Source organism: Pseudomonas sp. AM14(2022) (genome assembly GCF_036346455.1).
Classification (GTDB): domain Bacteria; phylum Pseudomonadota; class Gammaproteobacteria; order Pseudomonadales; family Pseudomonadaceae; genus Aquipseudomonas; species Aquipseudomonas putida_A.
In genome coordinates this window covers 336,083-362,748 of sequence record NZ_JAOTNY010000002.1, presented here as the reverse complement: position 1 = coordinate 362,748, position 26,666 = coordinate 336,083, and the positions used below count along the sequence as shown (strand labels likewise).

At 62.1% G+C, this 26,666-nt stretch carries 22 protein-coding genes; 11 read left to right on the top strand and 11 right to left on the bottom strand.

Annotation, left to right across the window (positions count from 1 at the left end):
* Positions 1-81 precede the first annotated feature (81 nt).
* Both V3W27_RS05235 and V3W27_RS05230 read left to right on the top strand, forming a co-directional pair.
* Positions 82-2,193 (top strand): ATP-binding protein, encoded by a 2,112-nt coding sequence (locus tag V3W27_RS05235; protein WP_330206082.1) that lies wholly within the window; start codon positions 82-84, stop codon positions 2,191-2,193.
* 179 nt (positions 2,194-2,372) lie between these two features.
* Positions 2,373-5,006 carry an excinuclease ABC subunit UvrA gene (locus V3W27_RS05230; RefSeq protein WP_330206081.1) on the top strand — a complete coding sequence of 878 codons (2,634 nt, stop codon included), beginning with the start codon at positions 2,373-2,375 and terminating at the stop codon, positions 5,004-5,006.
* 195 nt (positions 5,007-5,201) lie between these two features.
* Here V3W27_RS05230 and V3W27_RS05225 read toward each other — a convergent pair whose 3' ends face one another.
* The 6 genes from V3W27_RS05225 to V3W27_RS05200 are packed head-to-tail and all read right to left on the bottom strand — an operon-like array spanning position 5,202 to position 10,629.
* Positions 5,202-7,145, bottom strand: coding sequence for a response regulator (locus V3W27_RS05225; protein ID WP_183780216.1), 1,944 nt, complete (start codon positions 7,143-7,145; stop codon positions 5,202-5,204).
* Positions 7,135-8,010 (bottom strand): sensor histidine kinase, encoded by an 876-nt coding sequence (locus tag V3W27_RS05220; protein ID WP_103367863.1) that lies wholly within the window; start codon positions 8,008-8,010, stop codon positions 7,135-7,137. The genes V3W27_RS05225 and V3W27_RS05220 overlap by 11 nt, the downstream gene beginning before the upstream one ends.
* Positions 8,003-9,013, bottom strand: a complete 1,011-nt coding sequence (locus tag V3W27_RS05215) for an ATP-binding protein (RefSeq protein ID WP_330206260.1) — start codon at positions 9,011-9,013, stop codon at positions 8,003-8,005. The genes V3W27_RS05220 and V3W27_RS05215 overlap by 8 nt, the downstream gene beginning before the upstream one ends.
* Positions 9,010-9,414: an anti-sigma regulatory factor gene (locus V3W27_RS05210; RefSeq protein WP_027613681.1), complete on the bottom strand. Its 405-nt coding sequence runs from the start codon at positions 9,412-9,414 to the stop codon at positions 9,010-9,012. Before V3W27_RS05210 ends, V3W27_RS05215 begins: the two co-directional genes overlap by 4 nt.
* Positions 9,411-9,773, bottom strand: a complete 363-nt coding sequence (locus tag V3W27_RS05205) for an STAS domain-containing protein (RefSeq protein ID WP_095136273.1) — start codon at positions 9,771-9,773, stop codon at positions 9,411-9,413. The genes V3W27_RS05210 and V3W27_RS05205 overlap by 4 nt, the downstream gene beginning before the upstream one ends.
* Positions 9,774-9,777: 4 nt before the next feature.
* A complete protein-coding gene (locus V3W27_RS05200; RefSeq protein ID WP_096796830.1) occupies positions 9,778-10,629 on the bottom strand; it encodes an STAS domain-containing protein in 852 nt (283 codons plus the stop codon).
* Between the two features lie 250 nt (positions 10,630-10,879).
* Here V3W27_RS05200 and V3W27_RS05195 point away from each other — a divergent pair, with 250 nt between their 5' ends.
* A complete protein-coding gene (locus V3W27_RS05195) occupies positions 10,880-11,149 on the top strand; it encodes a hypothetical protein (protein WP_247269164.1) in 270 nt (89 codons plus the stop codon).
* 62 nt (positions 11,150-11,211) lie between these two features.
* On the opposite strand, the gene V3W27_RS05190 is transcribed toward V3W27_RS05195, so the two are convergent.
* Entirely contained in the window at positions 11,212-11,733 is a 522-nt protein-coding gene (locus V3W27_RS05190) for a DUF4142 domain-containing protein (RefSeq protein ID WP_096796831.1), read from the bottom strand.
* A gap of 204 nt (positions 11,734-11,937) precedes the next feature.
* Here V3W27_RS05190 and V3W27_RS05185 point away from each other — a divergent pair, with 204 nt between their 5' ends.
* The gene (locus V3W27_RS05185) at positions 11,938-12,180 is read left to right on the top strand and encodes a DUF465 domain-containing protein (protein WP_027613686.1); all 243 of its coding nucleotides are present in this window, start codon (positions 11,938-11,940) and stop codon (positions 12,178-12,180) included.
* A 108-nt stretch (positions 12,181-12,288) separates the two neighbouring features.
* The gene (locus tag V3W27_RS05180; protein WP_167734148.1) at positions 12,289-12,453 is read left to right on the top strand and encodes a hypothetical protein; all 165 of its coding nucleotides are present in this window, start codon (positions 12,289-12,291) and stop codon (positions 12,451-12,453) included.
* 197 nt (positions 12,454-12,650) lie between these two features.
* Here the strand turns inward: V3W27_RS05180 and V3W27_RS05175 are convergent, their stop codons facing one another.
* The 4 genes from V3W27_RS05175 to V3W27_RS05160 all read right to left on the bottom strand — a co-directional run bounded on the left by V3W27_RS05175 (position 12,651) and on the right by V3W27_RS05160 (position 17,866).
* Positions 12,651-13,721 carry an SMP-30/gluconolactonase/LRE family protein gene (locus tag V3W27_RS05175; RefSeq protein ID WP_330206080.1) on the bottom strand — a complete coding sequence of 357 codons (1,071 nt, stop codon included), beginning with the start codon at positions 13,719-13,721 and terminating at the stop codon, positions 12,651-12,653.
* Positions 13,718-14,863, bottom strand: coding sequence for a sterol desaturase/SRPBCC family protein (locus tag V3W27_RS05170; RefSeq protein WP_330206079.1), 1,146 nt, complete (start codon positions 14,861-14,863; stop codon positions 13,718-13,720). The genes V3W27_RS05175 and V3W27_RS05170 overlap by 4 nt, the downstream gene beginning before the upstream one ends.
* 112 nt (positions 14,864-14,975) lie before the next feature.
* Positions 14,976-15,839 (bottom strand): LysR family transcriptional regulator, encoded by an 864-nt coding sequence (locus tag V3W27_RS05165; protein WP_027613689.1) that lies wholly within the window; start codon positions 15,837-15,839, stop codon positions 14,976-14,978.
* A gap of 308 nt (positions 15,840-16,147) precedes the next feature.
* Positions 16,148-17,866 carry a hydrogenase maturation protein gene (locus V3W27_RS05160; RefSeq protein WP_330206078.1) on the bottom strand — a complete coding sequence of 573 codons (1,719 nt, stop codon included), beginning with the start codon at positions 17,864-17,866 and terminating at the stop codon, positions 16,148-16,150.
* 295 nt (positions 17,867-18,161) lie between these two features.
* Between V3W27_RS05160 and V3W27_RS05155 the strand changes: the two genes are divergently transcribed.
* From V3W27_RS05155 to V3W27_RS05130, 6 genes are all read left to right on the top strand, one after another.
* Positions 18,162-18,671: a sigma-70 family RNA polymerase sigma factor gene (locus tag V3W27_RS05155; RefSeq protein WP_103366928.1), complete on the top strand. Its 510-nt coding sequence runs from the start codon at positions 18,162-18,164 to the stop codon at positions 18,669-18,671.
* Positions 18,668-19,615, top strand: a complete 948-nt coding sequence (locus V3W27_RS05150) for a FecR domain-containing protein (protein WP_247269167.1) — start codon at positions 18,668-18,670, stop codon at positions 19,613-19,615. The genes V3W27_RS05155 and V3W27_RS05150 overlap by 4 nt, the downstream gene beginning before the upstream one ends.
* A gap of 90 nt (positions 19,616-19,705) precedes the next feature.
* Positions 19,706-22,627 carry a TonB-dependent receptor gene (locus tag V3W27_RS05145; RefSeq protein WP_330206077.1) on the top strand — a complete coding sequence of 974 codons (2,922 nt, stop codon included), beginning with the start codon at positions 19,706-19,708 and terminating at the stop codon, positions 22,625-22,627.
* A 269-nt stretch (positions 22,628-22,896) separates the two neighbouring features.
* A complete protein-coding gene (locus V3W27_RS05140) occupies positions 22,897-23,373 on the top strand; it encodes an MbcA/ParS/Xre antitoxin family protein (protein WP_330206076.1) in 477 nt (158 codons plus the stop codon).
* Positions 23,370-23,873 (top strand): RES family NAD+ phosphorylase, encoded by a 504-nt coding sequence (locus tag V3W27_RS05135; RefSeq protein WP_027613695.1) that lies wholly within the window; start codon positions 23,370-23,372, stop codon positions 23,871-23,873. The genes V3W27_RS05140 and V3W27_RS05135 overlap by 4 nt, the downstream gene beginning before the upstream one ends.
* A 116-nt stretch (positions 23,874-23,989) precedes the next feature.
* Positions 23,990-26,632 (top strand): TonB-dependent receptor, encoded by a 2,643-nt coding sequence (locus V3W27_RS05130; RefSeq protein ID WP_330206075.1) that lies wholly within the window; start codon positions 23,990-23,992, stop codon positions 26,630-26,632.
* Positions 26,633-26,666 lie beyond the last annotated feature (34 nt).

The following is a 26,666-nucleotide window of genomic DNA, read 5'->3' as shown; positions in this document are numbered from 1 at the left end:
TGAGGCTCGAAACAGACGGGCGTCGCGGCGTTCTGCCGTCGCGATGTATCGGGCAAACACCACAGGACACCGAGTCAATCGATGCAGTTTTTATCCGATAGCCACGGTTGTGACGGCTGGAAAGGCGAGATGGCCGAACGCATTTGCGCGTTCGACTGGCGCCTCACCGAACTCGGCCCGCTCGACACCTGGCCTGCCAGCTTGTGCAGCACCGTGCAATTGATGCTGGCCTCGCCCTTGCCGATGGTCATGCTCTGGGGCCACGCCGGCTACATGATCTACAACGACGCTTACTCGCAGTTTGCCGGTGGCCGCCACCCGTATCTGCTGGGCGCACCGGTGGAACTGGGTTGGCCGGAAGTTGCCGAGTTCAACCGGCATGTGGTCGACACCTGTCTGGCGGGCGGCACCTTGTCCTACCGCAACAAGGAACTGGTGCTGCTGCGCGATGGCGTGCCCGAAGATGTCTGGATGGATCTGTATTACAGCCCGGTGGCCAACGATGATGGGGTGCCTTCCGGAGTGATGGCGATGGTGGTTGAGACCACCGAGTTGGTGCGCTCCGAGCGCCTGCGTCAGGCGGCAGAAGACGCCTATCGGGCCGACAACGAACGGGTGCGTCTGGCGCTGAATGCGGGGGCCTTGCTCGGCTCGTTCGTCTGGGACGTGAAGAACAATGTGCTGTCAGCCGATGAGCGTTTCGCCCGAACCTTTTGCTATCCGCCGGATCAGGACCTGAGCAACCTGCCGCAATCCGTCAATGAGTCGCGGATCCATCCGGACGACCTGGCGTGGGTGCATGATCGGGTCAGTCATTCGCTGCAGACCGGCGAGCCGTACAACGCCGAATACCGCGTGCGGCGCGCGGACGGCAGCTACCTGTGGGTGCTCGCCAGTGGCGCCTGCGAGTTCGACGAACACGGCGCGCCGTTTCGTTTCCCCGGGGTGTTGATCGACATCCATGAACGCAAGATTGCCGAAGAATCCCTGCTCAAATTCACGCGCAACCTGGAGCAGCGGGTGGCCAACGAAGTGGATGCCCGGCTGGCGGCGGAAGAGCAATTGCGCCAGTCGCAGAAGCTTGAAGCCATCGGCGGACTGACCGGCGGCGTGGCCCACGACTTCAACAACCTGCTGCAGGTAATTGCCGGCAACCTGCATTTGCTGGCGCGGCATGAGCCGGACAATGCCAACGTGCAACGGCGGGTCAGCGCGTCGCTGGCGGCGGTCGAGCGCGGCGCCAAGCTGTCGTCGCAACTGCTCGCCTTTGCCCGGCGCCAGCCGTTGTCACCGGCGGTGTGCGATCCGCGGCAGATCTTCGACGGCGTCGGTGAATTGCTGCAGCGCGCATTGGGCGAAACCATTCAGATCGACGTGCAATTGCCGCAAGAGCCGTGGCATATCAACGTCGACCGCAATCAACTGGAAAACGCCATTCTCAATCTGGCGATCAACGCCCGGGACGCGATGAAAGGCGAGGGCACGATTGTTCTCAGTGCCATTAATACTCGGCTGGACAGCACTTTTTGCGTGGGCAAAGGCATCGTCGCCGGCGATTTCGTGCGGGTGGTGGTCAGCGATACCGGCGTCGGCATTGCGCCGCAAATGCTCGAGCAGGTGTTCGAGCCATTCTTCACCACCAAGGCCGATGGCCAGGGCACCGGGCTTGGTCTGAGTATGGTGTTCGGCTTCGTCAAACAGAGTGGTGGCCACGTCGAGATCGACAGCACCGTGGGCGAAGGCACGCGGGTGCAACTGTACTTTCCGCGCAGCCTGCGTCCGGTTCTCGATGAGACGCCGAGCGTCGACCTGCAGCAGAGCGGCGGCCACGAGACCATTCTGGTGGTCGAGGATAACGACGCAGTGCGTGCTTCGGCGGTGGAGTTGCTGCGCGAGGAAGGCTACCGCGTGCTGACCGCCGGCAATGGCGACGTGGCGATGCAGATGTTGCTGGAAGGGATCGACGTGGATCTTATTTTCACCGACGTGGTGATGCCGGGGCTGATCAAGAGTTCCGATCTGGCAGCCTGGGCCAAGGTGCAGACGCCACCGGTGGCGGTGCTGTTCACCTCCGGCCACACCCGCGACATCATTTCACGCAACCACCAGTTGAGCCCGGACACGCATTTGCTGGGCAAACCGTATGGCCCGGAGGCGTTGTTGCAGATGATTCGCTCGGTGCTGAGTGCCTGATTCCCTGTGGCCAGGGAGCTTGCTCCCGCTCGGCTGCGCAGCAGTCGTAAACCCGGGAACCGCGGTTTACCTGCCGGGTTGATTCGTCTGGATTTGGGGCCGCTTCGCAGCCCAGCGGGAGCAAGCTCCCTCGCCACATGTTTTGTGTTCGACTCACATTTTCCGATCAAGGCCCGCCCATGACTTCCAAACGTACCTCCAAAGCACCCGTCGGCATGGTTCGGGTGCGTGGCGCTCGCGAACACAATCTGAAGAACGTCGACGTCGATATCCCCCGCGATGCGCTGGTGGTGTTCACCGGTGTATCCGGTTCGGGCAAGTCGTCGTTGGCCTTTTCGACCTTGTACGCCGAAGCCCAGCGGCGTTATTTCGAGTCGGTGGCGCCGTATGCGCGGCGACTGATCGATCAGGTCGGGGTGCCGGACGTCGATTCCATCGAAGGTCTGCCGCCCGCCGTGGCCCTGCAACAACAGCGCGGAACGCCGAGCACACGGTCGTCGGTGGGCAGCGTGACCACCTTGTCGAGCCTGATCCGCATGCTTTATTCCCGCGCCGGCAGTTATCCGCCGGGGCAACCGATGCTGTACGCCGAGGACTTCTCGCCGAACACCCCGCAAGGCGCGTGCCCGGAGTGCCACGGTCTGGGCCGGGTCTATGAGGTGACGGAGGCGCTGATGGTGCCTGATCCGAGCCTGACCATCCGCCAACGCGCCGTGGCGTCCTGGCCGCTGGCGTGGCAGGGGCAGAACCTGCGCGACATCCTCGTGACCATGGGCATCGACGTCGACATCCCCTGGAAGAAACTGCCGAAAAAGCAGCGTGACTGGATTCTGTTCACCGAAGAAACCCCGACCGTGCCGGTCTACGCCGGGCTGACCCCGGAGGAAACCCGGGTCGCCCTCAAGCGCAAGATGGAACCGAGTTATCAGGGCACCTTCACCGGCGCCCGCCGTTACATCCTGCACACCTTTACCCACTCGCAAAGTGCGCTGATGAAGAAGCGCGTTTCGCAGTTCATGCTTGGCAGCCCGTGTCCGTTATGCGACGGCAAGCGCCTCAAGCGTGAAGCGTTGTCGGTGACCTTTGCCGGTTACGACATCGGTGAGCTGTCGCAGATGCCACTGCTGCAAGTGGCCGAAGTATTGAAACCCGTGGCTGCGGCGACCTATCTGCAGCAGGCCGAAGAAAGCGGCGAAACCCTCAGCCATGCGCAAACCCGCGAGGCGCGCCAGCAGCGCGTAGCCCACGGTGCCAGCGGCCACGCCAGTGCGCCGGACGTACGCCACACGCCAAACCTGTCGCTGGAAAAACGCCTGGCAGCGCAGCGGATCGCTGAGGACTTGCTGGAGCGGGTCAGCACCCTGACCGATCTGGGCCTCGGTTATCTGGCGCTGGAGCGCAGCACGCCGACGTTGTCGTCCGGCGAGCTGCAACGCCTGCGCCTGGCGACGCAATTGGGTTCGCAACTGTTCGGCGTGATCTATGTGCTCGACGAGCCGTCCGCCGGTCTGCATCCGGCCGATGGCGAGGCGCTGTTCGAAGCCTTGCAGCGCTTGAAGACCGATGGCAATACGCTGTTTGTGGTCGAGCACGATCTGGAAACCATGCGCCGCGCCGACTGGCTGATCGATGTCGGCCCGGCGGCGGGAGAGAAGGGTGGGCGGGTGTTGTACAGCGGCCCTCCGGCCGGGCTGGCCGAGATCGACGAATCGCAGACCCGCGCCTACCTGTTTGCCGAGAGCCAGCGGCAGACCCGCACCGCGCGCAAGCCGAGCGGTTGGCTGAAACTCGATGGCATCAGCCGCAATAACCTGCACAACCTCAGCGCTGAATTTCCCTTGGGCTGCTTCACCTCGGTCACCGGGGTGTCCGGTTCGGGCAAGTCGAGTCTGGTCAGTCAGGCGTTGCTCGAACTGGTCGGCGCGCAACTCGGGCGGCCGCTGGTTGAGGACGAGCCGGAAGAGCTCAGCCTCGAAGACGATGCGCCGCAGGCCAGCACTGGTCAGGTGACGGCGGGGTTGGAGTCGATCAAGCGCCTGGTGCAGGTCGATCAAAAGCCCATCGGCCGCACGCCACGTTCGAATCTGGCGACCTACACCGGGCTGTTTGACAACGTGCGCAAACTGTTCGCCGCCACGCCCGAGGCACGGGCGGCGGGGTATGACGCCGGGCAGTTTTCCTTCAACGTCGCCAAGGGTCGTTGCCCGACCTGCGAGGGTGAAGGTTTTGTCAGCGTCGAGTTGCTGTTCATGCCGAGCGTGTATGCGCCGTGCCCGACCTGTCATGGCGCGCGCTACAACCCGCAGACTCTGGCGATTCAGTGGCAAGGCTTGAGCATTGCGCAGGTGCTGCAACTGACCGTGGAAGAGGCGGTAGAGGTATTCAGCGGGCAGCCGGGGATTCGTCGTTCGCTGGAGGTACTGCGTGACATCGGCCTCGGTTATCTGCGGCTTGGGCAACCGGCCACGGAGTTGTCCGGTGGTGAAGCACAACGGATCAAACTGGCGACAGAATTGCAGCGCAATCAGCGCGGCGCGACCCTGTATGTGCTGGATGAACCGACCACCGGACTGCATCCGCGAGACGTTGATCGGCTGCTGGAACAACTGGATACGCTGGTCACGGCCGGGCACACGGTGATCGTGGTCGAACATGAAATGCGCGTGGTGGCGCAGAGTGACTGGGTGATCGACATCGGCCCGGGGGCCGGGGATCAGGGCGGCAAAATCGTCGCGGCCGGCACCCCGCAGAAAGTCGCAGCGAGCAAAAAGAGCCGCACCGCGCCATTTCTGGCCCGGGCCTTGAGCCGATAGCGACGCCGTTCCTACTGGCCCCACAGGGGGCTGCGGTGTACTCGGAAGATGTCACACCGCAATCCCTTGTAGGAGTGAGCCTGCTCGCGATAGCGGAGTGTCAGCCAGAAATGAATTGACTGACCTGACGCCATCGCGAGCAGGCTCACTCCTACAGGGTCTGTGTTCTCAACCGAGCAACCTGATGGCGGTGTATCAGGCACCATCAAGCGTGCGGCGGACCTTGTCCAGCAGTTCGCTGATCTGGAACGGCTTGACCAGCATTTCCATGCCGCTGCCCAGGAACACCTGGCGATTGATCGCGGTCTCGGCATAACCGGTCATGAACAGGATCGGCAGGCTTTCACGCCAGCCCCGCGCCACGTCCGCCAGTTCCCGGCCGCTCATGCGCGGCAGGCCGACGTCGCTCAGCAGCAGGTCGATCGTCGGATCATTCTGCAAACGCTCCAGCGCGGTTTCGATATCCGCCGCCTGCGTGCAGCGATAACCTGCGTCTTCCAGCACTTCGGTGACGAACATACGCACTGCCGGCATGTCTTCGACAATCAGGACATGCTCGCCGGCACCCTGCGGATCCACCTTCGGCGCCGGGATGTCGGCGCCGGTCGGGTCGTTCGTCGCCGGCAGCATGATGGTCACTTCGGTGCCACGCCGTGCCACGCTGCGGATGTGCGCATCGCCACCGGACTGGCGGGCGAAACCGTAGATGGTCGACAACCCCAGACCAGTGCCCTGGCCCAGCGGTTTGGTGGTGAAGAACGGGTCGAACACCTTGTCGATCACACTGTGCTCGATACCGGTGCCGTCATCGCGCACCGACAGCGCGACATACGCACCATCGGCCATGTTCGGGTCGCCGTGGGAATACGCGGCATAGGTGTTGACCCAGATATTGCCGCCTCGGGGCAGCGCATCCCGGGCGTTGATGACCAGATTCAGCACCGCGCTTTCCAGCTGCACCGGGTCGACCAGGGCAATCGCCGGTTTGTTGGTCAGTTCAAGCTTGAGAGTGATGCGTTCGCCGATGGTGCGCATCAGCAGTTCTTCCAGCGAGCGCACCTGCTCATTGATGTCCACCGGCCGGGTATCCAGTGGCTGTTGGCGGGCGAAGGCCAGCAGACGATGAGTGAGGGACGCCGCACTCATCGCCGAATTCAGTGCGGCTTCGGCGTAGAACTGCACCTTGTCCGGACGCGCATCGGCCATGCGTTTCTGGATCAGTTCGAGGCTGGTGATGATCCCGGTCAGCAGATTGTTGAAGTCGTGGGCGATGCCTCCGGTGAGCTTGCCCAGTGCGTCCATTTTCTGCACTTGCAGCAACTGCGATTCGGCGCGCACCCGCTCGGCAACTTCCTTGGCCAGTTGTGTGGTGGTGTCGTCCAGCTGTGCCAAGTGCGAGCGCTCGCGGTGGCGATGCTCGGTGACATCTTCGACGAATACCAGGCTCAGTTGCGGCGTGCGGTACGGCGAAATCTGCCACTCGGTTTCGCGAACCTCGCCCTGTACGCGCATGTTCAACGTGCCTTTCCAGCGCTCGCCATCGACCAGCCGCAGGCGCAACTCGTTGAGGATCGCGCCCTGGTCTTGGTCAAAGCACTCGCTGAGCGTTTCCGGGTTGCGGTTGTCTTGAATCATCTGCGTGAAGGCGTGGTTGCATTCATGCACTTTTAGGTTGGCATCGAGCACGGCAATCGGCGCCGAGACGTTGACGAAAATCTCGCGGAAGCGGGCCTCACTCTCGCGCAGCGCGTTTTCGGTATCGCGTACCCGCAGCAGAGTGCGCAGGGTCGCCAATAGCACGTCCGGGTCTACCGGGTGAATCAGGTAGGCATCCGCCCCGGCATCGAGACCGGTGATGATGTCGCCGGTCTGGATCGACGCCGCAGACACGTGGATCACTGGCAGCAACGCGGTGCGTGCATCAGCACGCAAGATGCGCACGATGTCGAAGCCGCTCATGTCCGGCAGGTTGACGTCGAGGATCAGCGCATCGAGTGGCTCGCTCGCGATCAGCGCCAGGCCTTCGCTGCCAGTGCCGGCCTCCAGCACCTCGTAGTCATGGCGCTCCAGGCGCCGACGCAAGGCGTAGCGGGTGGCGGCGTTGTCGTCGACGATCAATAGACGGATGTCACGTTTCATCGACGTTCTCCAAAGCGAGCGCCAGCGGAATGATCACGAAAAAGGTCGAGCCGACCCCCGGTGTGCTGTCCATCCCGACCTCGCCGCCGAGCAGGGCAGCGAAGCGCTTGCACAAGGACAAGCCGAGGCCGGTGCCGCGCAGGCGTTTCTGCAGCGGCGAGTCGACCTGCGAGAAGTCCTCGAACAATGCACCGTGCAGCTCCGGCGCGATACCGATCCCGGTGTCGCTGACGGCAAAACGTACTTTGTCCGAGCCTTCCAGGCGCGCCGAAACCCGCACTTCACCGCGGGTGGTGAATTTCAGCGAGTTGGAAATGAAGTTGCGCAGAATCTGCCCGAGTTTTTTGTCGTCGGTGTACAGGCGTGGCAGGCCGACCGGCTCTTCGAAAATCAGGTCCACCGCCGACGCATCGACGATCGGCCGGAACATCCCGCGCAGGGCGGAGAACAGGTCGAACATGTCGAACCATGCCGGGGAAATAGTGATCCGCCCGGCTTCGATCTTCGCCAGATCGAGCAAGTCATCGACCATGTCGCTGAGTTCACGCGCGGCGCTGCTGACGAACGCCACCTGCTTGTGCTGCTCGGGGCTGAGCGGGCCGTCGAGTTCGTCAGCCAGCAGGCTGTTGATGCTGAGGATCGAGCCGAGCGGGGTGCGGAACTCATGGCTCATGTACGACAAAAAGCGGCTTTTCAGGTCCGAGGCCTGCCGCAGCTCCTCTGCCTGGGTGTCGAGTTCGGCATAGAGCGCCAGCACGCCCTGGTTGGTCTCGTCGAGTTCTGCGCGCAGGGCGGCGGTCTCGCTCTGCAATCGGGCGATCAGCGCAGCCTGTTCGGCGGCATTCAGGATTGGCGACTCAGCCATGGGCGGTCTCCAGGGCAACGACCAGTACCGTGACGTCGTCGCGCCCGCGACAGAAGTCACGGTGCAGGACGCTGGCTATCACGGCAGGATGGCGGTGCACCAGACCGGGGTAGTCTTGAAGATTCCAACGGGACTGCAAGCCGTCGCTGTACATGATCAATAGATGTCCGTTCACGTGAGCATAGTCAAAAGGCTGGGCTTTCCGGTATTGGCCGCCGACGATGCCCGGGTGCGAGGCCAGCCCGCGCGACTTGTCGGCGGTGAGCAGGCTGGCGCCGATGTTGCCCACGCCAGTAAAGGTCAGGCCGTCGCGGGCGGCATTGTACTGGGCGAACGCGGCTGCGCCGCCACGGCTGCCGATCATGTCGCGGTGCATATCCTCCATCAGCAGCACCGGACTGGCGAACGGGGTCCCGGCGAACACCCGTTCGCCGGCCTTGGCCGCGCGTTCGGCATCCTCACCGTGGCCGAGGCCGTCGATGATCAGCGCACTGACATTCGCGCCGTTGTACGCCAGGTGCCAGGTATCGCCGCACGCCGGGTCGTTGTGCAACGAGTGCTGGCTTACGCCGTAGCGCAAGTCCGGTTGGCGGTCGTTGCGCGGATAAAGACGCGCCAGCAGCACCGCGCCACGGGCGTCGGCGTGCACATCGAAGACCTCGGTCTGCCGCGCCACGGCACCCAGACCGATACCCTGGGTGCCACCGGTGGAAAAACCATCGGTCAGGCACGCGTCGAGGTCAAAGCCCTGTGCGCGATCGACCGCGAGCATCTCGATGCCGAATCCGCCGGGGCGCGGCAACAGCCGCAGATGAAGTTCGCCACGGCTGGCATGTTTGAGCACGTTACTGGCCAGTTCGGTGGCGACCAGCGCCACCCGCCCGGCATCGGTTGCATCAAAACCGTGTTGCTCGGCGAGCCGTTGCGCGGTGCGCCGGGCATGGCCGATCTGGCTGCTGTCTTCGATCAGCAGCACCTGGGTCAGTGACCCTGCGATATTCATGTCCATCGGGTGATCGTTATTCGCGTGCCCTTGCCCGGCGCGGTGTCCAGTTCGAACTCCTCGACCAGGCGTTTTGCCCCGGTCAGGCCCAGGCCCATACCGCTGCCGGAGGTCCAGCCGTCGGTCATCGCCAGTTTGATATCGGCAATACCGGGGCCTTCGTCACGGAACGTCAAGCGCAGACCGACCTTGTGATCTTCATCGAGAATCTGCCAGTCCATGTCGCCGCCGCCACCGTACACCATGGTGTTGCGGGCCAGTTCGCTGACCGCCGTGACCATTTTGGTCAGGTCGATCAGGCGCATCCCGCATTCGGTGGCGAGTTTGCGGGCGGTCTGGCGTGCGAGCACGACATCCTGCTCGATATGGATGGGTTGAGTACCGCTGCTGCGTACGGTCATTGCCGGTCTACTCGTTCCTGCAGCAGTTTCATCCCGCGCTCGACGTTCAGTGCGGTGCTGACACCCGGCAGGGTCAAACCGAGTTCGACCAGGGTGATCGCCACGGCGGGTTGCATGCCGACCAGCATGGTTTCAGCGTCCATGATTTTCGACAGCCCGGAGATGGTGCTGATCATCCGGCCAATGAACGAGTCGACCATGTCCAGCGCCGAGATATCGATCAGCACACCGCGAGCCGAAGTGTTGCTTATGCGCTCGGACAAGTCGTCCTGCAACGTGAGGGCAAGCTGGTCATGCATGTCGACCTGAATGGTCACCAGCAGGAACTTGCCCATTTGGAGAATCGGGATACGTTCCATCGGCTCAGACCGCTTTGCCGAGGCTGATACCCAGGCGGGAGAGGGCGAGCTTCAGTGCGTCGGCCAGATTGGCCTTGGTCACCACGCCTTGCAGGTCGAGGCCCAGATGGACGATGGTCTGGGCGATTTGCGGACGCACGCCGCTGATGATGCAATCGGCACCCATCAGACGAATCGCGGTCACGGTTTTCAGCAGGTGCTGCGCGACCAGGGTGTCGACGGTCGGGACGCCGGTGATGTCGATGATGGCGATTTCAGAACCGGTGTCGACGATGCGTTGCAGCAAGGACTCCATCACCACTTGGGTGCGTTGCGAATCGAGGGTGCCGATCATCGGCAGCGCCAGGACGCCGTCCCACAGTTTGACCACCGGCGTGGAGAGCTCCAGCAGTTCTTCCTGTTGGCGCTTGATCACTGCTTCGCGGGACTTCTGGAAGGTGCGGATGGTGTGCATGCCGAAGGCGTCGAACAGTTCGGAGATTTCCCAGAGTTGTTCGGCGAGCAGCGCTGGCTGTTCTTTATAGTGCGCTTGCAGCAGGGCAAACAGCGGGCCCTTCAGGGCGAAGATGAAACTGGCAGTCTGTTGCGAATCCTGACCGAGCTGGGCACGGCTGTGGGAGAGTTTTTCGAGGAACTGGCGGGTGGCTTCCCAACCCGGCGCATTGATGTTGGTGCCGTTGTCATCCTGCAGGCCATTGATCACCAGTTGCAGGAATTCGCTGGTCTGCTGTTGCAGGTCATGGTCTTTGAGATTGCGGGTGGCGCCGCTGGCTTCCAGGCCGTTGATCCATTCGCTCAGCAGTTGGGGTTGTTTGTTTTTCATCGCATCGAATGTGCTGTTCTGCAGTGCTGCCATGTGCCTGTTGCTCCGTAGCGTATTGGGGCCGGTTCTGTAAAAAGTGACCGGTGCGAAGTCAGTGACCTTTGCCGTTCAAAATAGTTGTTCGGTTGCTCAGGGATATTTTTGATCCGGCGCAAGCAATGCCCCGGTAACTCTAGTCGGCGCCCCTGAAACCAGCGATGTTTTGAACGTTGGCACCGTAGCGGCTTCGAACATACAAGGCCGGCGGGTTTGAGTCGCGCCGGTAGTGAAAAACGAGGTAGCCATGAACGAGCAAACCAGGCAACAACAGAACCAGGGTACAGAGCCGATCAATCGCAACGACCCGGCCATCGACCCGCAAGTGCCGGGACAGAGTCCGCCAACGCAACCCACGGGTGGCACCGAGCAGGCGCAGAGCGCCGATCCGGCGGTGGATCAAAAGAACAAACACACCGACAACAACAACGAGTTCAGCCCCGGTTTCGAACCTGAGCCCGATCGTCCGAAGCCCGGTGAAGAAACCGATGCCGACATCGATACTGACGGCGGCTGATCGCGCTGAAACAAAAAAAGGCCGCATTAATCAATGCGGCCTTTTGCTGTACAGCGCCCGGGTTACTTGCTCGGGTGCTTGGCTTGCAGCTCTTTGGCCGCGGTCAGGTGTTTTTCCAATGCTGGGAGCATTTTCTGCGCAAAGGCTTTCAGTTCGGGGGCGCCTTTGACTTTGTCGTCGGTCACGGTGTTGGCTTCTTTCTTGAATAGCTCGATGGTTTCTTCGTGGGCCTTGACCTGGTTGTTGGCGTAGGCCGCGTCGAAGGATTCATCGCGCATGTCGAGGATCTTTTCCTTGGCCTGCTTGACCAGAGTCGTGGTGTCCGGGACATCGATGTCATTGGCCTTGGCAATGCTCGCCAGTTCGTCGTTGGCCTTGCTGTGGTCGGTGATCATCATGTTGGCGAACGCCTTGATGTCGGCCGACTGACTTTTTTCCAGGGCGAGGCGACTGGTCTCGATCTCCGCGATGCCACCGGCAGCGGCGTTGTCGACGAAGTCGTTGGAAGTGGCGGCGAAGGCACTGCCCATGCCGCTGCTCAGCGCGACAGCCAGAACGAGATGACGCAGGTTGAATCCGTCCATTGATGTATCTCCACACAGGTTTTTGTTGACGTTATGCAATGGAGGGAGCGCAGCGGAAAAAGGTTTGATCGCGTTTCCGACAGGGCGACGAACGGCAACCGCTGGTCTGACAGGTGGTCGACAGAACGGCCCGACCAAGGCCATTCTGATAACTGCCAGCGCAATCGGTCGCGTTGGTTGCCGATCAACTGACGGAGGTGTTCCATGCCGGTGACTCATGACCTGTATCAGGACTTGAAGCTAACGAAGGAAGAGGTCCAGCAAAAACGCACCGAGGATCCATTTCTGGATGCACTGATCAACAAGTATTCCCAGGCGGACGCCGAAGTAGTCAAGGCCGAGACGGCGACCTCGGATGCACCCAGCGATGACACCCTGAAGAAACTCAAAGAGAAACGCTTGCAGGTCAAAGACAAGATCGTCGCGCAGTTGCAGGCTCGATCCTGACCGTCAGTCGCTTCACCGCTTCAAAATGGTGAAATGACTGAACGCAGCCCCTGACCGGCACCTCGAATGTACAGAGTCTTCACTCAGCGACTCTTTGCGAGGTGCCCCATGAACAAACCCAGATTCCCCAGTGAAGAGCAGGGCGGTTTCGACCCGGTTCCCACTCACCCTGAGCCCAACAGCCCGGCACACACCACCACTTTTCCCGAAGAGCCGGACGAAGATCTTCCTGAAGACGAAGATCCGGACAAGTTCGACAGATCGGGCAACTGATAGTCCGACTTCGCGAGCAAGCCCGCTCCCACAGGATTTTCAGGTGTCCACAAAGGTTGTGCCAGCCGCTTGAACCTGTGGGAGCGGGCTTGCTCGCGAAGAGGCCAGCCCATTCAACATTATCGTTGCCTGACACACCACTTTCGCGAGCAACCTCGCTCCCACATTGGAATTACAGCCCCCACATTTGCCATGCATCATTTCAATGCATCCGCCAACGGCAGCCGCGCCATGTGCGTAGCCTTCAGCGACCCCAGATACAACCAGTCCCCATACTCGCGCGCTGTGGTGATCGGCGAGTAATTGCCGCTGCTGGCGTCCTGCAGATTGGCGATCACCTTGCCCTCAAGATCCAGCCCCAGGACGAACCCGCGTTTCTCCACCGGTTTTGGCAGCACCGTCAGCGCGCGCACGATCATTTTGCGCACCCGCGGATGCCCAGCGGTGCCGTCGAGCAAGGCACTGCGCGGTGCGTACAGCGCGACCCAGAAGCGGTTGCTGCCATTGAACGCGAGGTTGTCCGGCAGGCCGGGCAGGTTGTCGATGAACAGGTCATGGGTGCCGGCCTTGGGTCCCGTCAGCCAGTAACGACTGATGCGGTAGGCGCCGGTTTCGTTGACCAGCACATAAGCGTCATCCGGGCCGAGGGTCACGCCGTTGGCGAACTGCAGTTTGTCCAGCAGCACGCTGGTCTTGCCGGTCTGAAAGTCATAGCGCAGCAGGCGCCCGTCACCGCCATGTTCAATGATCGCCTCACCGTCATGCCCGTAACCCCAGCGGCTGCTGGCATCGCTGAAATAGGCGTAGTGCCCGGACTTGTCGATCGCCACGTCGTCAGTGAAACCGAAAGGCAGGCCATTGGCCTCGGTGGTCAGAGGAATCAACTGACCCTGGGCGTCGAGCGACAGCAGACCCTTGACCCCGTCGGCAATCACCAGCAAACCATTGGGATGCCGCGCCAGGCCCAGCGGCCGGCCGCCAGTGTCGCTCAGCACCTTGCGCTCCTTGCCATCGAGGCTCGTGCGGATCAGTCGCCCGTCATGCAGGCCAGTGATCAGGTAACCGCCCTCCAGCAGCAGTGCTTCGGGGCCGTCGATGTCGCTCGGGCCAACCTGTTCGACGGCCTTGAGCCGCTGGTTTTCCGCGTAGACCCCTTCGTTCAGTGACGGCGCCGCTGGCGGTTTCCACGCCACCGGCTGCACCTTGGTCGGCATCAGCAGCAGAAACGCGATGACGAGGATCACCAGCAATAACAGCAGACGCTTCATGAAAGGTGCCCCGTCAGCGTCAGGTGCCTGAGCGCCATGTCGCGCAGGGCCTGCATCGAGGTCGCCGATTCACGTTCGATGCGCCGCTTGAGCAGCAGCAGATTGGCCAGGCGCATGCCAAGGCCATCGAACCGGTAATCCAGAGTGCGCAGGAACCGCGTGCCGTCGCCTTGCGCCGCGCACTCGTAGGTCAGCAACAGCGACAAGCCATGATCGCCCCGCGCCTTGGCGCACCAGCGGCGACCGGGCAGATACTCGGTGACCTCCCAGCGCAAATGGCCGGCGCGCCCGCCGGCATGAATGTCTTCTTCGAAACGCGCGCCAGCATGCAGCGGGCCTTGCGGGCCGTCGATTTTCAGCGAGGACGGGTGCCACTCGGGCCAGTGGTTGACGCTGGCGGCGTAGCGGAGCACGGCGATCGGTTCGCCGGCGATATCGATCTGGTGCTGCATGCGGGTCATGGGCGATCTCGAATAGCGCAACGGGGCGGGTGGCGGTTCCCAGTACAGGGTGCCGAACAGGTAATCCATCAGCGGGAAAACGATATTGAAATTACGCTCCTGCATGCACTCACGGCGGTGATGCAGCTCGTGCAGATGCCGCATCTGGCGGATCCATGGCAGGCGGGTCAGCAGGTTGTGCGGTGGCAAATGCTCGCAGGCGTGAAACACCTCGTAGGTCAGATAACCCAAGACCATGCAGCCGCCGAACAGCCCGGCGACATTGGTGTTGAACTGCGCGAGCAGCCACCACAGCGGCAGGGTGAAAACCAGTGTATGCACGACGATCAACCAGGCCGGAAACAGAATTACCCGCCAGTCGCGGGCACCGTCATACGTCATGTGGCCGGGGGTGAAAAAGCTGTGATGGTCGCCCGCATGCCGGGCATAGAACAGCTTGGCGAAAGTCTTTTTGTGGTGACCGAGATGGCGATGAACCATGTACACGCCAAAGTTGAACAGCAGCAGGGTCAGCGGCACGCTCAGCCATTCCAGCGGCTGCACCTGATGCGCGCTGCTCCAGAAGGCGCCGATCGCCAGCACGCCGAACAGCAGCACGAAGGCGCCGTGCAGCCACGGGTTGTACAACGGATGAATGGCCGCGCGATAGCGGCTGCGGAATGCCTCGGTGGTCTGCCTCACTGCGTTCACCTGTGGGTATTGTTGTTATACCCGGCAGATTAGCCGATCCGGCCGTTTGTGCAGGCCGCACCTTGGCGGCACTTGCGCCATGCTCCGGTGTAAAGCGGCCGACTCAGCTCAGCGGGTTCCAGCGTTGCGACCAGTCGTCATCGGTGGCGATCACCTGGCGCAGCAGATCGAACGCCTGTTGCAGCGTCGCCGAGTCGCGCTCGCGGGCATACACCAGATAGGTTGGATAGCCGAATTCCGGGGCTTTGGTGACCGCTTCCAGTGCGCCGGTTTCCAGATAGCTGCGCACCACACGGGTACGGAAGTAGCCACTGCCGCCATGTTCGAGGATGTATTGCAGGGCCAACGGGCCGAGGTTGAAACTCAGCGCGGCTTTGGCCTTGTCCGGCAGTGCGGCGTCGTGCTGGCGACGAAAATCCGGCCCCCAGTCGATGTAGACATAGGGATCCGGGCGGTTCGGCGCACGCACCAGAATCAGTTTCTCTTCCAGCACCTGCTCGACCTGCAGGCCGGGCCAGTATTCCGGCTGATAGACCAGCGCGGCATCGAGCACGCCGAGTTCGAGTTGGCGCAGCAGGTTTTCGCCGTCGCGGATTTCCATGCGCAGGGCGTGGCCGGGGATCTTATCGCGCAGTTCGGCGGCCCAACTGAGCATCAACGGGTTGCACAGGCTGACTTCGCCGCCGATGTGCAGCACGTTGTGATAGCCGTCCAGCAGCGGCAGGTCGCGCCGTGCGGCTTCCCAGGTCTGCACCAGTTGATTGGCGTAGACCACGAAGGCCTCGCCGTTGGCAGTCAGTTTCGCCCCGGCGCGGTTGCGCACGAACAGCGTACTGCCCAGCTGACTTTCGAGTTTCTGCACCCGGGCGGTGATCGCCGTCTGCGTGACGAACAACTTCTGCGCCGCCGCCGCGAGGCTGCCGTGACGGACGATTTCCAGAAAGGTGCGGGCGAGGTCGATGTCCATGGGCGGGCCGGTGTCTGAGGTGCGGGCATTGTAAGTGCCGGCTCGCCACCGCGTCATCGTTCATCGCGAGCGGGCTCACTCCCACAGGGTCCTGCGCTGGCCCATCGATTTCGCGAACGACCCGAAATCCTGTGGGAGCGAGCCTGCTCGCGAATGGTGTCTGGCTGCCAAACCAGCATTGCCTGACCCACCGCCATCGCTGGCAAGCCAGCTCCCACAGGTTTTATGTCGCTCACAAGTTCTGTGAGCGCCGCAGTAACCTGTGGGAGTCTGGCTTGCCAGCGATGAGGCCGTAGTGGCGGTGAAGCTCAACCCGCCAACTCAACCTTGCGCACCCGCGCCCAGTCTTCCACCAATCGCGCCGGTGTGCCGCAGGCTTTGCGCTTGTAGACGAAGTGGCTGCACTTCTCGGCAAACTGGTTGCGGTTGTAGAGCATGTCTTCCTGCATCTCTTGCAGTTCGCTTTCCCGACATTGCTGGATCAGCACCTGATCAACCCGCAACTTGCGCTCGCGCACGGCAGCGTAGGTCGGGTCGGTCAGTGCCGCGTTGGCCCGTTGCAGCAACCACAAGGAAAACTCATCCGGGCAGCGCGGGCCGATTTCCTGGACCATGCCCAGCTGCAGCGCCTGCGTGGCACTGACCGGCAGGCAGGCCTGGGTCAGTTGCTCGGCCATCGCCGGGCCGACGGCGCGCGGCAGGCTGTAGGTCCAGTATTCCGAGCCATACAGGCCCATGCTCTTGTAATGCGGATTGAGCACGATGTCCGCGCGGGCAAACACGATGTCAGCAGCCAGTGCGAGCATCACGCCGCCAGCCCCGGCATTGCCGGTCACGCCGCTGACCACCAGTTGCCGCGCGCTGAGCAGTTCGGCGCAGACATCGTCGATTGCCTGAATATTCGCCCAGGCTTCAGCGCCCGGGTCCTGCGCCGCCTGGATCACGTTCAGGTGCACGCCGTTGGAGAAGCTGCCGCGCCCGCCCTTGATCAACAGCACGCGAGTGTCCCGAGACTTGGCCCAGCGCAGCGCTTCAACCATGCGCTGGCACTGTTCGGTGCTCATCGCACCGTTGTAGAACTCGAAAGTCAGCTCGCCGACATGCCCGGATTCGCGGTAGCGGATCGGCTGATACGCCTCGTCGTTGAACGGCTCGCTGGCGATCGACCAGTCGAGGGTCGGCACGCCGTCCAGTTGCCCGGCCAGCACATGCCGCGCCGGTTGCTTGAAGGTCTCTTCGCCGGGCAGTGGTTTGCGCCGCAGCGAGCCGATCCACAGGCTGTGATCGCCGGTCGCCACCAGCACCGCGTCGTCATGCACCGCGAGGATTTTGCCGGGAATGCCAGTGCGCTGATCGAGGTGCGCGTCGTACACGTAATACTGCCCGCCGGCCAGGCTTGCCAAGACCCCGGGCTGGCCGTCAGCGGCGTCAATGCAGCGTTTGATGAACCGCGAGCAGTCGTGCCAGCTGAAGGTGCGGTCGTCCTGCTTCATGTTTGGCTGCAAGCGCCCCCGGACTTTTGGGTCGGTGTAATCCAGTGCGACCGGAACGAAGCCGTCGATGAATTTCTCGACCACTTCGCGAATGCAGCGAATCGCCGCATCGCTGACCCGCCCGTTGTACAGCTCGGACTTGCGCAAGCCCGACGGCAGATTGAATTCGCAGGTGGCCCAGACCGGGCCGGCGTCCATTTCTTCCACCGCTTGCAGCGCGGTCACGCCCCAGCGTGTGAGTTCGTTGGTGATCGCCCAGTCCAGCGCGCTGGCGCCACGATCGCCGACGATGCCCGGGTGGATGATCACCACCGGGCGCTGCGCATTACTCCACAGTGCGTGCGGCACGCGATCCTTGAGGAACGGGCAGATCACCAGATCGGCGCCGCTGTGTTCGATCTGTTCGCACACCGACGCCTCGTCGGTGAACACCACGACGCTGGGCGAGTGCCCGGCCTGACGCAGTTCCAGCCAGGCGCGTTGAGTGAGGCCGTTGAAGGCCGATGACAGCAGAATAATCTTCAGTGATCGCATGGTTTTCTTCCTTGAAGGGATAGCCGCGGGCTCCCGGTGAGCCGTCCTTGGCGTTCGATGAAGCGCGCAGATTAGAGAGTGGCTGCGCGCTGGCAACTGATCAGGGTCAACGTTGTGTCAGTCAATATTTCTGCGGCGACGGAGCGCCTTATTCTCAATGGTTTGCTTATCCTGATTTTTAATTACTTCAAATGTCCGCAACGCTATTGCACAGTCGCGCCTGATCAAGAGCCGGACGATCCCGGCAGAACGATGGTTTTTCGCAGCGGGTGGGACCCGTTTCAGGGAGCAAGGCATGGGTGATGTTCAAAACCCGCATTACCGGATGATTGGGCACATGTTCCAAAAGGACTATCGCTGGCTGTGCGCTGCCGTTGGCCGCACGCTGGGTTGCCCGCACAGCGCGCAGGACATCGCCTCGGAAACTTTTTTACGGGTGCTGGCCCTGCCGGACCCGAGCGCCATTCGCGAGCCGCGGGCGCTGCTGACCACCATCGCCCGGCGGCTGGTCTATGAAGGCTGGCGCCGCCAGGATCTGGAACGCGCCTATCTGGAAAGCCTGGCGCTGGCGCCGGAACCGGTGCATCCATCGCCGGAAGAACGCGCGCTGGTGATCGAGGCGTTACTGGCGGTCGATCGCTTGCTCAATGGCTTGTCGGCCAAGGCCAAAGCCGCGTTTCTCTACCATCAGCTCGACGGTTTGACCTACAGCGAAATCGGCAAACGGCTCGGGGTTTCCACTAGCCGTGTGCAGCAGTACATGGTCGAAGCCTTCAAACGCTGCTATCAGGCGATGCAGGCATGAGGCCGGACGAGGCGGTGATCGATGAGGCGGCGCAGTGGATGGCGCTGTTGCAGTCCGGCGAGGCCAGCGCTGGCGAGCGTGCGGCGTTCGAAGCGTGGCGCGCGGCTGATCCGCGCCATCAGCGGATCATCGAACAAATGGGCGGCGGCCTTAACCTGCTGCGCAACCCGAACTTGCGCGGGTTGCCACGCAACAGTCTGCTGCACAGCCTGAATGCGCCGTCGAGCCGGCGGCGCTTTGTCAGTGGCAGCTTGAGTGTACTCGGCATCGCGGTGCTGGCCGGGTTGCTCGGGCGCCGCTATGGCTGGCTGCCGGAAGCGGGGGAGTTAGCGACCGGCACCGGCGAGCGACGCGATTTCACCCTGGAGGATGGCAGTGCGCTGAGCCTGAATGCGCGGACGCGGGTGGTGGCGCGATTCGATGCGACTCAACGCTTGCTGGCGTTGCGCTCGGGTGAGTTGCTGGTGGACGTCGCCAAGGATCCCGCTCGGCCGTTCGTGGTCGAGACCGAACATGGGCGGATGCGGGCGCTAGGGACGAAATTTCTGGTGCAACAGGGCGACGATTCTACGCGGCTGGTGATGCTGCATTCGCAGGTCGAAGTGGTCACCGCTGGTGGTGCGCGGCAAGTGGTGGAGGCGGGGGAGAGCCTGCTGTTCAACGCTCAGGACATTCTGGCTCTGGAGCGCAGCACCGGCCAGGAAAGTGCCTGGGTGCAAGGTCGTCTGGAAGTGCGCGACCGGCCGCTGAGTGAAGTGATCGACAGCCTGCGCCGCTATCGCCGGGGCATTCTGCACCTGAGTCCCGAGGTGGCCGATCTGCGCCTGAGCGGCCTCTATCCGCTGGACGATAGCGACCGCACCCTGCAACTGCTGGAGCGCTCGCTGCCGATCCGCGTCACCTGGCACAACCCCTATTGGGTCAGCATCGGCGCGCGGTTATAGCGTCATAACTTCTTGGCCTAATCGCCGCCCTATAAAAAGCGCCGGCCCGCTGCTCATTCCCTGCAGACGCCTTCAACAGGGAAGCCCTTGATGATTTCATTCAAACAACAATTACCGCGCCTGACCCTCGCCGCCGCATTGGCGATGGGGCTGGGGCCGATCGCGGTGTATGCGCAGGATTCTGCCGCTCAGGTCTACACCTTCGACATCGCCAGCGGCCCGCTCGACGAGGTCTTGCTCGACATTTCACGCCAGACCGGCGTACCGATTTCCTTCAGCCAGAATCTGGTGCAAGGCAAACGCAGCAGTGCCGTGCGCGGAGCGTTGGGCGGGCGTCAGGCCGTCGAGAAGGCCTTGCTCGGCAGCGGCCTGCAAGTCGAGCAAAGTGCCCAGGGCCTGAGCGTGCGTGAAGGCGCGGCGAGCACACCGGTGGCGGCCAAAGTCAGTGCCGTGGCCCCGGCGACCAGCGCCGATTACCGCATGGAAAAAGTCACCGTCACCGGCTCGCGAATCGCCCGTGCGCAGAGTGATGGCGCGACCCCGGTCAACGTCATCACCCATGAAGAAATGGAAGCGCGCGGCTACAAGAACGTCTACGATGCCTTGGCAACGCAGACGCAAAACACCGGCATGACCCAGGGCGAGGACTACGGCAACACCTGGCAGCCAGCAGCCAGCGCAATCAACCTGCGTGGCCTCGGCCCCAATCACACGCTGGTGCTGATCAACGGCCGGCGCGTCGCCGATTACCCGACGCCATACGATGGCAAGGTCAACTTCACCAACCTGGCGAACATTCCCTCGGCAGTCATCGAACGTATCGAAATTCTCAGCAGCGGCGCCTCGGCGATCTACGGTTCGGACGCGATTGCCGGGGTGGTCAACATCATCCTCAAGAAGCAGATCAATGGCGTCGACGTCAATCTCAAGGGCGGCACCAGCGAGCGCGGCGGTGGCGACAATCAGCGCCTGCAAATCAGCGGCGGTGGCAGTTGGGGTGACTTCGACGGCTTGTTCGGCCTGGAGCTGACCAACCGCGATCCGATCTGGGCCGACGATCGCGGCTTCATGCAGAGCGGCCCGCTGGCGGATGTCGGTTACCGTCGCGACCTGAGCAACAACCGCTACCTCGGCCCCGGTTGCGGCGCCTATCAAGGCACTTTCGATAACAAGCTGCTGAGCAACGCGGGTCGTTGCCGCACCGATCAGATGTACAACGATTACTGGACGATCCAGACGCAAAAGGAAAACTACGACGGCTACACCCGCGGCACCTGGCACTTCAGCGACAGCGGTCAGGTGTTTGCCGACTTGATGTATGGCCTCGATCACATCCAGAACAACACCCGTGGCCCGACTTTTACTTCGCCGGACTTCATCAACCAGAACAGCGGCAATCTCGAGCGCTGGTATCGCCGTTACGGTGAAGAGGAAATCGGTGGTCGCACCAGCAACAACAGCAAGTGGACCGACACTTCATGGACCGGCACCCTCGGCCTCTCGGACAAGATCGCCGACACCGGCTGGAGCTATGATCTGGCGGCCAACCGCTCGGAGTACCGCAGCGTCCGAACCACGCGCTACACGCCGCTGTCATCGATTCAGGATTTCTACCTCGGCCCGCAATTGGGCGTGAGTGGCGGTTATCCGGTGTTCGCCCCGGACGCCTCGCGCCTCGATCGCCCGCTGACGCCACAAGAGTGGGAGCAGTTTCGCAGCAACCTGACCCAGCGCAGCAAGTCGGTTTCCACCAGCTACAACGCCTCGATCAATGGCGACTTGTTTGACCTGCCGGCCGGCCCGGTGGGATTTGCCGGCGTGCTGGAAGCGGGCAAGCAGGAATATCGCGTCGACCCGGACGACGGGCTGAATAACGGCACTTTTTATGGCGTGAGCCCGGCGCAAAGCTCCGGCGGTTCGCGCAAGCGCTACGCCGCCGGTGGCGAGTTCAGCATTCCGGTGACCGACACCGTGCTGGCCACCGCCGCCGGGCGTTGGGACCAATACAAATTCAGCGGCCGCAGCGAGCAGCAGAAAACCTATAACCTCGGCCTCGAATGGCGCCCGATCACCAGTCTTTTGCTGCGCGGCAGTTACGGCACCAGTTTCCGCGCGCCGGACCTGAACTACATCTACCAGTCCGACAGCAACGGTTACTACCCGGCGCAGATCGACTACTACGGTTGCAGCCAGGGCGTGCAGGGTGCGTGTGATCGCGGGCGGGTCGACTACACCCAGAGCGGTACCCCGGAGCTTGAGTCCGAACGCGGCAAGTCCTGGACCTATGGGTTTGTCTGGTCGCCGTCGCGCAATTTCGATTTCTCCACCGATTTCTGGCGGGTCGAGATCGACGACCTGCTGACCACCGTCGACGAAAACCGCCTGTTGCAGCAAGAGAACGAATGCCGCAACGGCACCCAGGACATCAATTCGGCCAACTGCCAATCGACCCTGGCACGCATCGACCGCAACCCGGGCAATGCCGCCATCGATCCGAATCAGTTGCAACGGGTACGGGTCAATGCGATCAACGCCGCCAGCGAGCGGGTCAGCGGTCTGGACTTCAAGAGCAACATCCGCTGGGGCGCCGGCCAGTACGGCGCGTTCAGTTCGGCGCTGGGCTACACCCTGGTGCTATCGCATTTCTACAAGGAGTCCGACGAGGCGCCGACCCAGGACTGGCGCACCTCGCGCACCAACTACGACTGGCGCAGCAAGGTCAACGCCAGCCTGACCTGGGATTACCAGAAGGCCACGGCGACGCTGATGGGCATTCGTTACGGCTCCGTGACCAACGGCGCGGGTGACGGGCGCCTGTCGCCGTGGACGGTGTTCAACGCCAGTGCGCGATACAAACTCAATGACCGCGCCAGCGTCGGGCTGACCGTGAACAACGTGCTCAACCAGATCAAACACGATGACTCGGCTGGCTGGCCGTATTACCCGACCGGTAACTATGACCCGTACGGGCGGCAGTGGTGGCTGGATGTGAGTTATCACTTCGGCAGTTGAGCGCGCGGTATTCGTGGGTAATGTCCTACGGAAACAGGTCTGGATTTCGCAGAAACGGGGATATTTCCGACGACATTCTCAGGTTGGTCGTCGGAAGCGCGATCTATAGCATCGGACATGACATTGAAGTCGTAAACGGCTTGGACGCTCAGGCCTCTGATAACGGATGGATTATGCGAACTCCCCACCTCGAATACGAAACGCCTGCTTATTCCCATCGCCTTCACTGGCGCACCGATCGTGCCAGATGCCCCATGGAGGAGGTCACGATGCCCAGCGTCAAGGTACCCCGGCTGACGGGGGTGAAGAGGGCCGAGGGCAGACCTGTCGACTTGCTCGTGAATGGCCGGAACATAGGTGACGATGCCTTTCTGATCGTTGACCTGACCGACGAAGGTTTTGAGCTGAACGATGTCGTCAACATGCTTTCAACCTCTGAGCTTTATCTGCAAGGCGACATGGTCAAACGCATCACCGGCAAGTCGGTCAGCACCGTACGCCGGTTACTGAAGGAAGGTAAAAAGGTACGGCTTGACCCGCAGCAGAGCGTCGTCGCCTACCAATATGCCTTGGTGCTGGAAAAGGCCACTCGCGCCTTCGGGAGGCAGTCACGGGCCGAGGAGTGGCTGCGCAAGCCCAGCACCTACCTGAACGGTCGCGTACCGGTGGAGTTTATTCGGCATTCACTGGGGTTTCAGATGGTGGAGCAGTATCTGGGGCAACTGATATACGGGGTTTACACATGAATCCTTTGCCCTGGGACGAGCACTGGTATGCCTGGCGGCTGGACCCCGAGGTTTATGGCGGGACGTGGGACAGCGGGATGGGTTCGAATCTCAATGGTGGCCGATGGAACATACCCGGGCGGCGAGTCGTTTATGCATCAGTCGATCCGTCGTCGGCCATTCTGGAGGTGGCAGCCAATCACAGCTTTGATGCGCTGGACAGTGAACCTTATGTGCTCACGTGTTTTGAGGTCGTCAGCGAAGCAAAAGTGAAAATCGTCCAGCCGGAGGATGTGCCGAATCCTTATTGGTTGAGCCCCGCCAAGCCTTCCCCCAATCAACAATTGTTCGCCGATGCGTTGTTGGCAGAGCATCCGTTTGTACTGATCCCTTCGGCGGCAACCCGGCACTCGTGGAATCTGCTGGTGAGCTGCGAATTGGCGGAAGGGCAGTTCAGGATGGTTTCCCAGGAGCGATTCGGGCTGGATACACGGTTGCTGAGGGAGATGGAGCTGGCTTGATCCACACGTGCCATTTTTTGCATAACCTCATCACCCAACGGTCTAAATCGAGCTCTATAAAACCCTGCTGTCCATTGCACATCCCTGCATAAACCAAAACGCAGGGATGGCTGTTCATGATCCATTTTTCACCCGTTAGATCCCGTTTGAGCCTGGCCTTGCTGCTGGCGATCAATACCTTGCCGGCAGTCGCTAGCGACGAACCCACGACCCAGTTGCAACGGGTGGAAGTCACCGGCACGGCGATTCGCCGGGTCGATGCGGAAACCGCGGTGCCGGTCACCATTCTGCGAGTTGAAGAACTGCGCGAGCAGGGGGTGAGCACCACCGAAGAACTGGTCAGCCGGATTTCCGCCAACCAGTCCTCGGTCGGCTCCGGTCGTTCGGTGGGTTCGAGCAGCGGCGGGGCGTCGTATGCCGATTTGCGCGGCATCGGCCCGAACAAGACGCTGGTACTGCTCAATGGCCGGCGGCTGAGTAACAACGCGACCAATGCGATCAATGGCTCCGGGGTTGACCTGAACACCATTCCGTTCGCCGCCATTGATCGCGTCGAAGTCCTGCGTGACGGCGCTTCGGCGTTGTACGGCACCGATGCGATCGGCGGGGTGATCAACTTCATCACCAAGACCAGCCTCACCGAAGGCCAACTGAGCACCAACTACGACACGCCGACCCATGCCGGCGGTGGGGAAAGTCGTAACTTCAGCGGCAGCTGGGGTTTTGGCGATTTGCAGGATGACCGTTTCAACGTATTCGGCGTGGTCAGTCATGACAAGCAGCAACGACTGGCTGCCGAAGACCGTGGTTACACCTACAACTATCAGCCGGGACGCGGCCTCGATTACACCTCCGGCACCGCATCGCCGGCCAACTGGAGTCAGGGCAGCAACGCCACCAATCCACTGGCCAGTTCCGCTTGCAATGCACCGGGGTTGCTGGCGCGCAATGGCATCTGCCGCCAGAGCCTGTGGAACTACCTCGATCTGGTGCCGGAAACCGAGAAGACCTCGGCTTTCGCCAAAGCCACCGGCAAGCTCGCGGATGATCACAACGTCAGCCTCGAATACTTCTGGGCTCGCAATGAAAACCGCACGCAGATCGGCCCCGGTACGCTGATGGGCAATCAGGTCAATCCCGGCACGACGTTCTATCCCGGTAACGGCATTACTCCCGGCCCCAACGGTTTCGCCCTCGACCCGACGCAACCGGTGGATGTGAACTGGCGCGAAACCGCCGTAGGCGCGCGCCAGCACGAAGACGACAACACCGGCCAGCGTTTGCTGTTGAGCTTCGACGGCAGCGTGGTTGGTTGGGACTACAACGTCGGCGCGTCGTACAACCAGAACAAAGTGGTCAATGCCATCGAGGCCGGCTACGTCAACGACCGCGCCGTCAGCGCCGGTATTGCCAACGGCATCATCAACCCGTTTGGCGCGCAGACCGCTGCCGGTCAGGCGTTGCTGGCAGCCAATGCGGTGGACGGCGATTACTCGACGGCGGTAGGGCGGGTGAAGGCGATTGACGGGCGTGTCAGTCGTGAGATCGGTGACTGGTTCGGCGCCGGCCCTTCGGCACTGGCGCTGGGTGGCGAATACCGCAAGGAAGATTTTCATCAGGATTTTGCCCAGTTCGCCGCCGATGTGCAGAGCCTGGGTGTCGACCCCAATGCCAGCGTCGCCGGGGATCGCAGCGTCTCGGCGCAGTACGCCGAGGTCAACGTGCCAGTGCTCGACAGCCTGGAATTGTCCGCCGCCGTGCGCCACGACAAGTACAGCGACTTCGGCAGCACCACCAACCCGAAGTACTCGTTCCGCTTCCAACCGTTCAAGGAACTGGTGGTGCGCGGCGCCTACAGTGAAGGTTTTCGCGCGCCGTCGTTGTATGAGCTGTACAACCCGAACTTCACCACGTTCACCGTCGCCAACTACAACGACCCGCGACTGTGTGCCGGTGGCAACCCGAGCAACGGCGGCATCGCCAACCGCGACTGCGCCCAGCAGTTTTACAGCCGCACCGGAGGCAACACTGACCTGAGCCCGGAAACCGCGCGCAACGTCACCCTCGGTTTCGTCTATCAACCATTCGAGCGCCTGAGCACCGGGCTGGATTTCTGGTGGATCAACATCGCCAACCAGATCGCCGAATTCCCGGAATCGGCGGTGTTCGAAAACCCGGAGCTGTACCCCGAGCGCCTGGTGCGCAAGCCGGACGGCTCCATTGATCACATCGTCACCGGGCTGGCCAACCTCGGCAAAATCAAGACCAATGGCGTCGACGTCAGCTTCGACTACCGCTTGCCGAGCACCCCGTACGGCAACTTCGGCATCGGCCTGCAAGGCACCTATGTCAGCCGCTACGAGTACCAGCAGCAACTCAAGGGCGACTACATCGACAAGCTCGGCGATTTCCGTGGGGGCGACTTTTCCTCGGCCGGTGCCGTGGCCCGCTGGCGCCACAGCCTGGCCGGCAGCTGGAATTACGGCCCCTACGGTATCGCCCTGACCAACCGCTACACCAGCGGTTACCACGACTCCGACCGCGAGACCCACGATTACGTTGGCTCGTACAACGTCTGGGATCTGGCCGGCACCTACACCTGGCGCAAAACCCTGAGCGTGACCCTCGGCGCGAAGAACCTGTTCGACCGCGAGCCACCGTTCAGCAACCAGACCTACACCTTCCAGAGCGGCTACGACCCGAAATACGGCGACCCGTTCGGGCGGACGCTGTACACGCGGGTCAATTACAAGTTCTGAGAATGCCCAGACGCGGCGGGTTTTAGTCACTTAT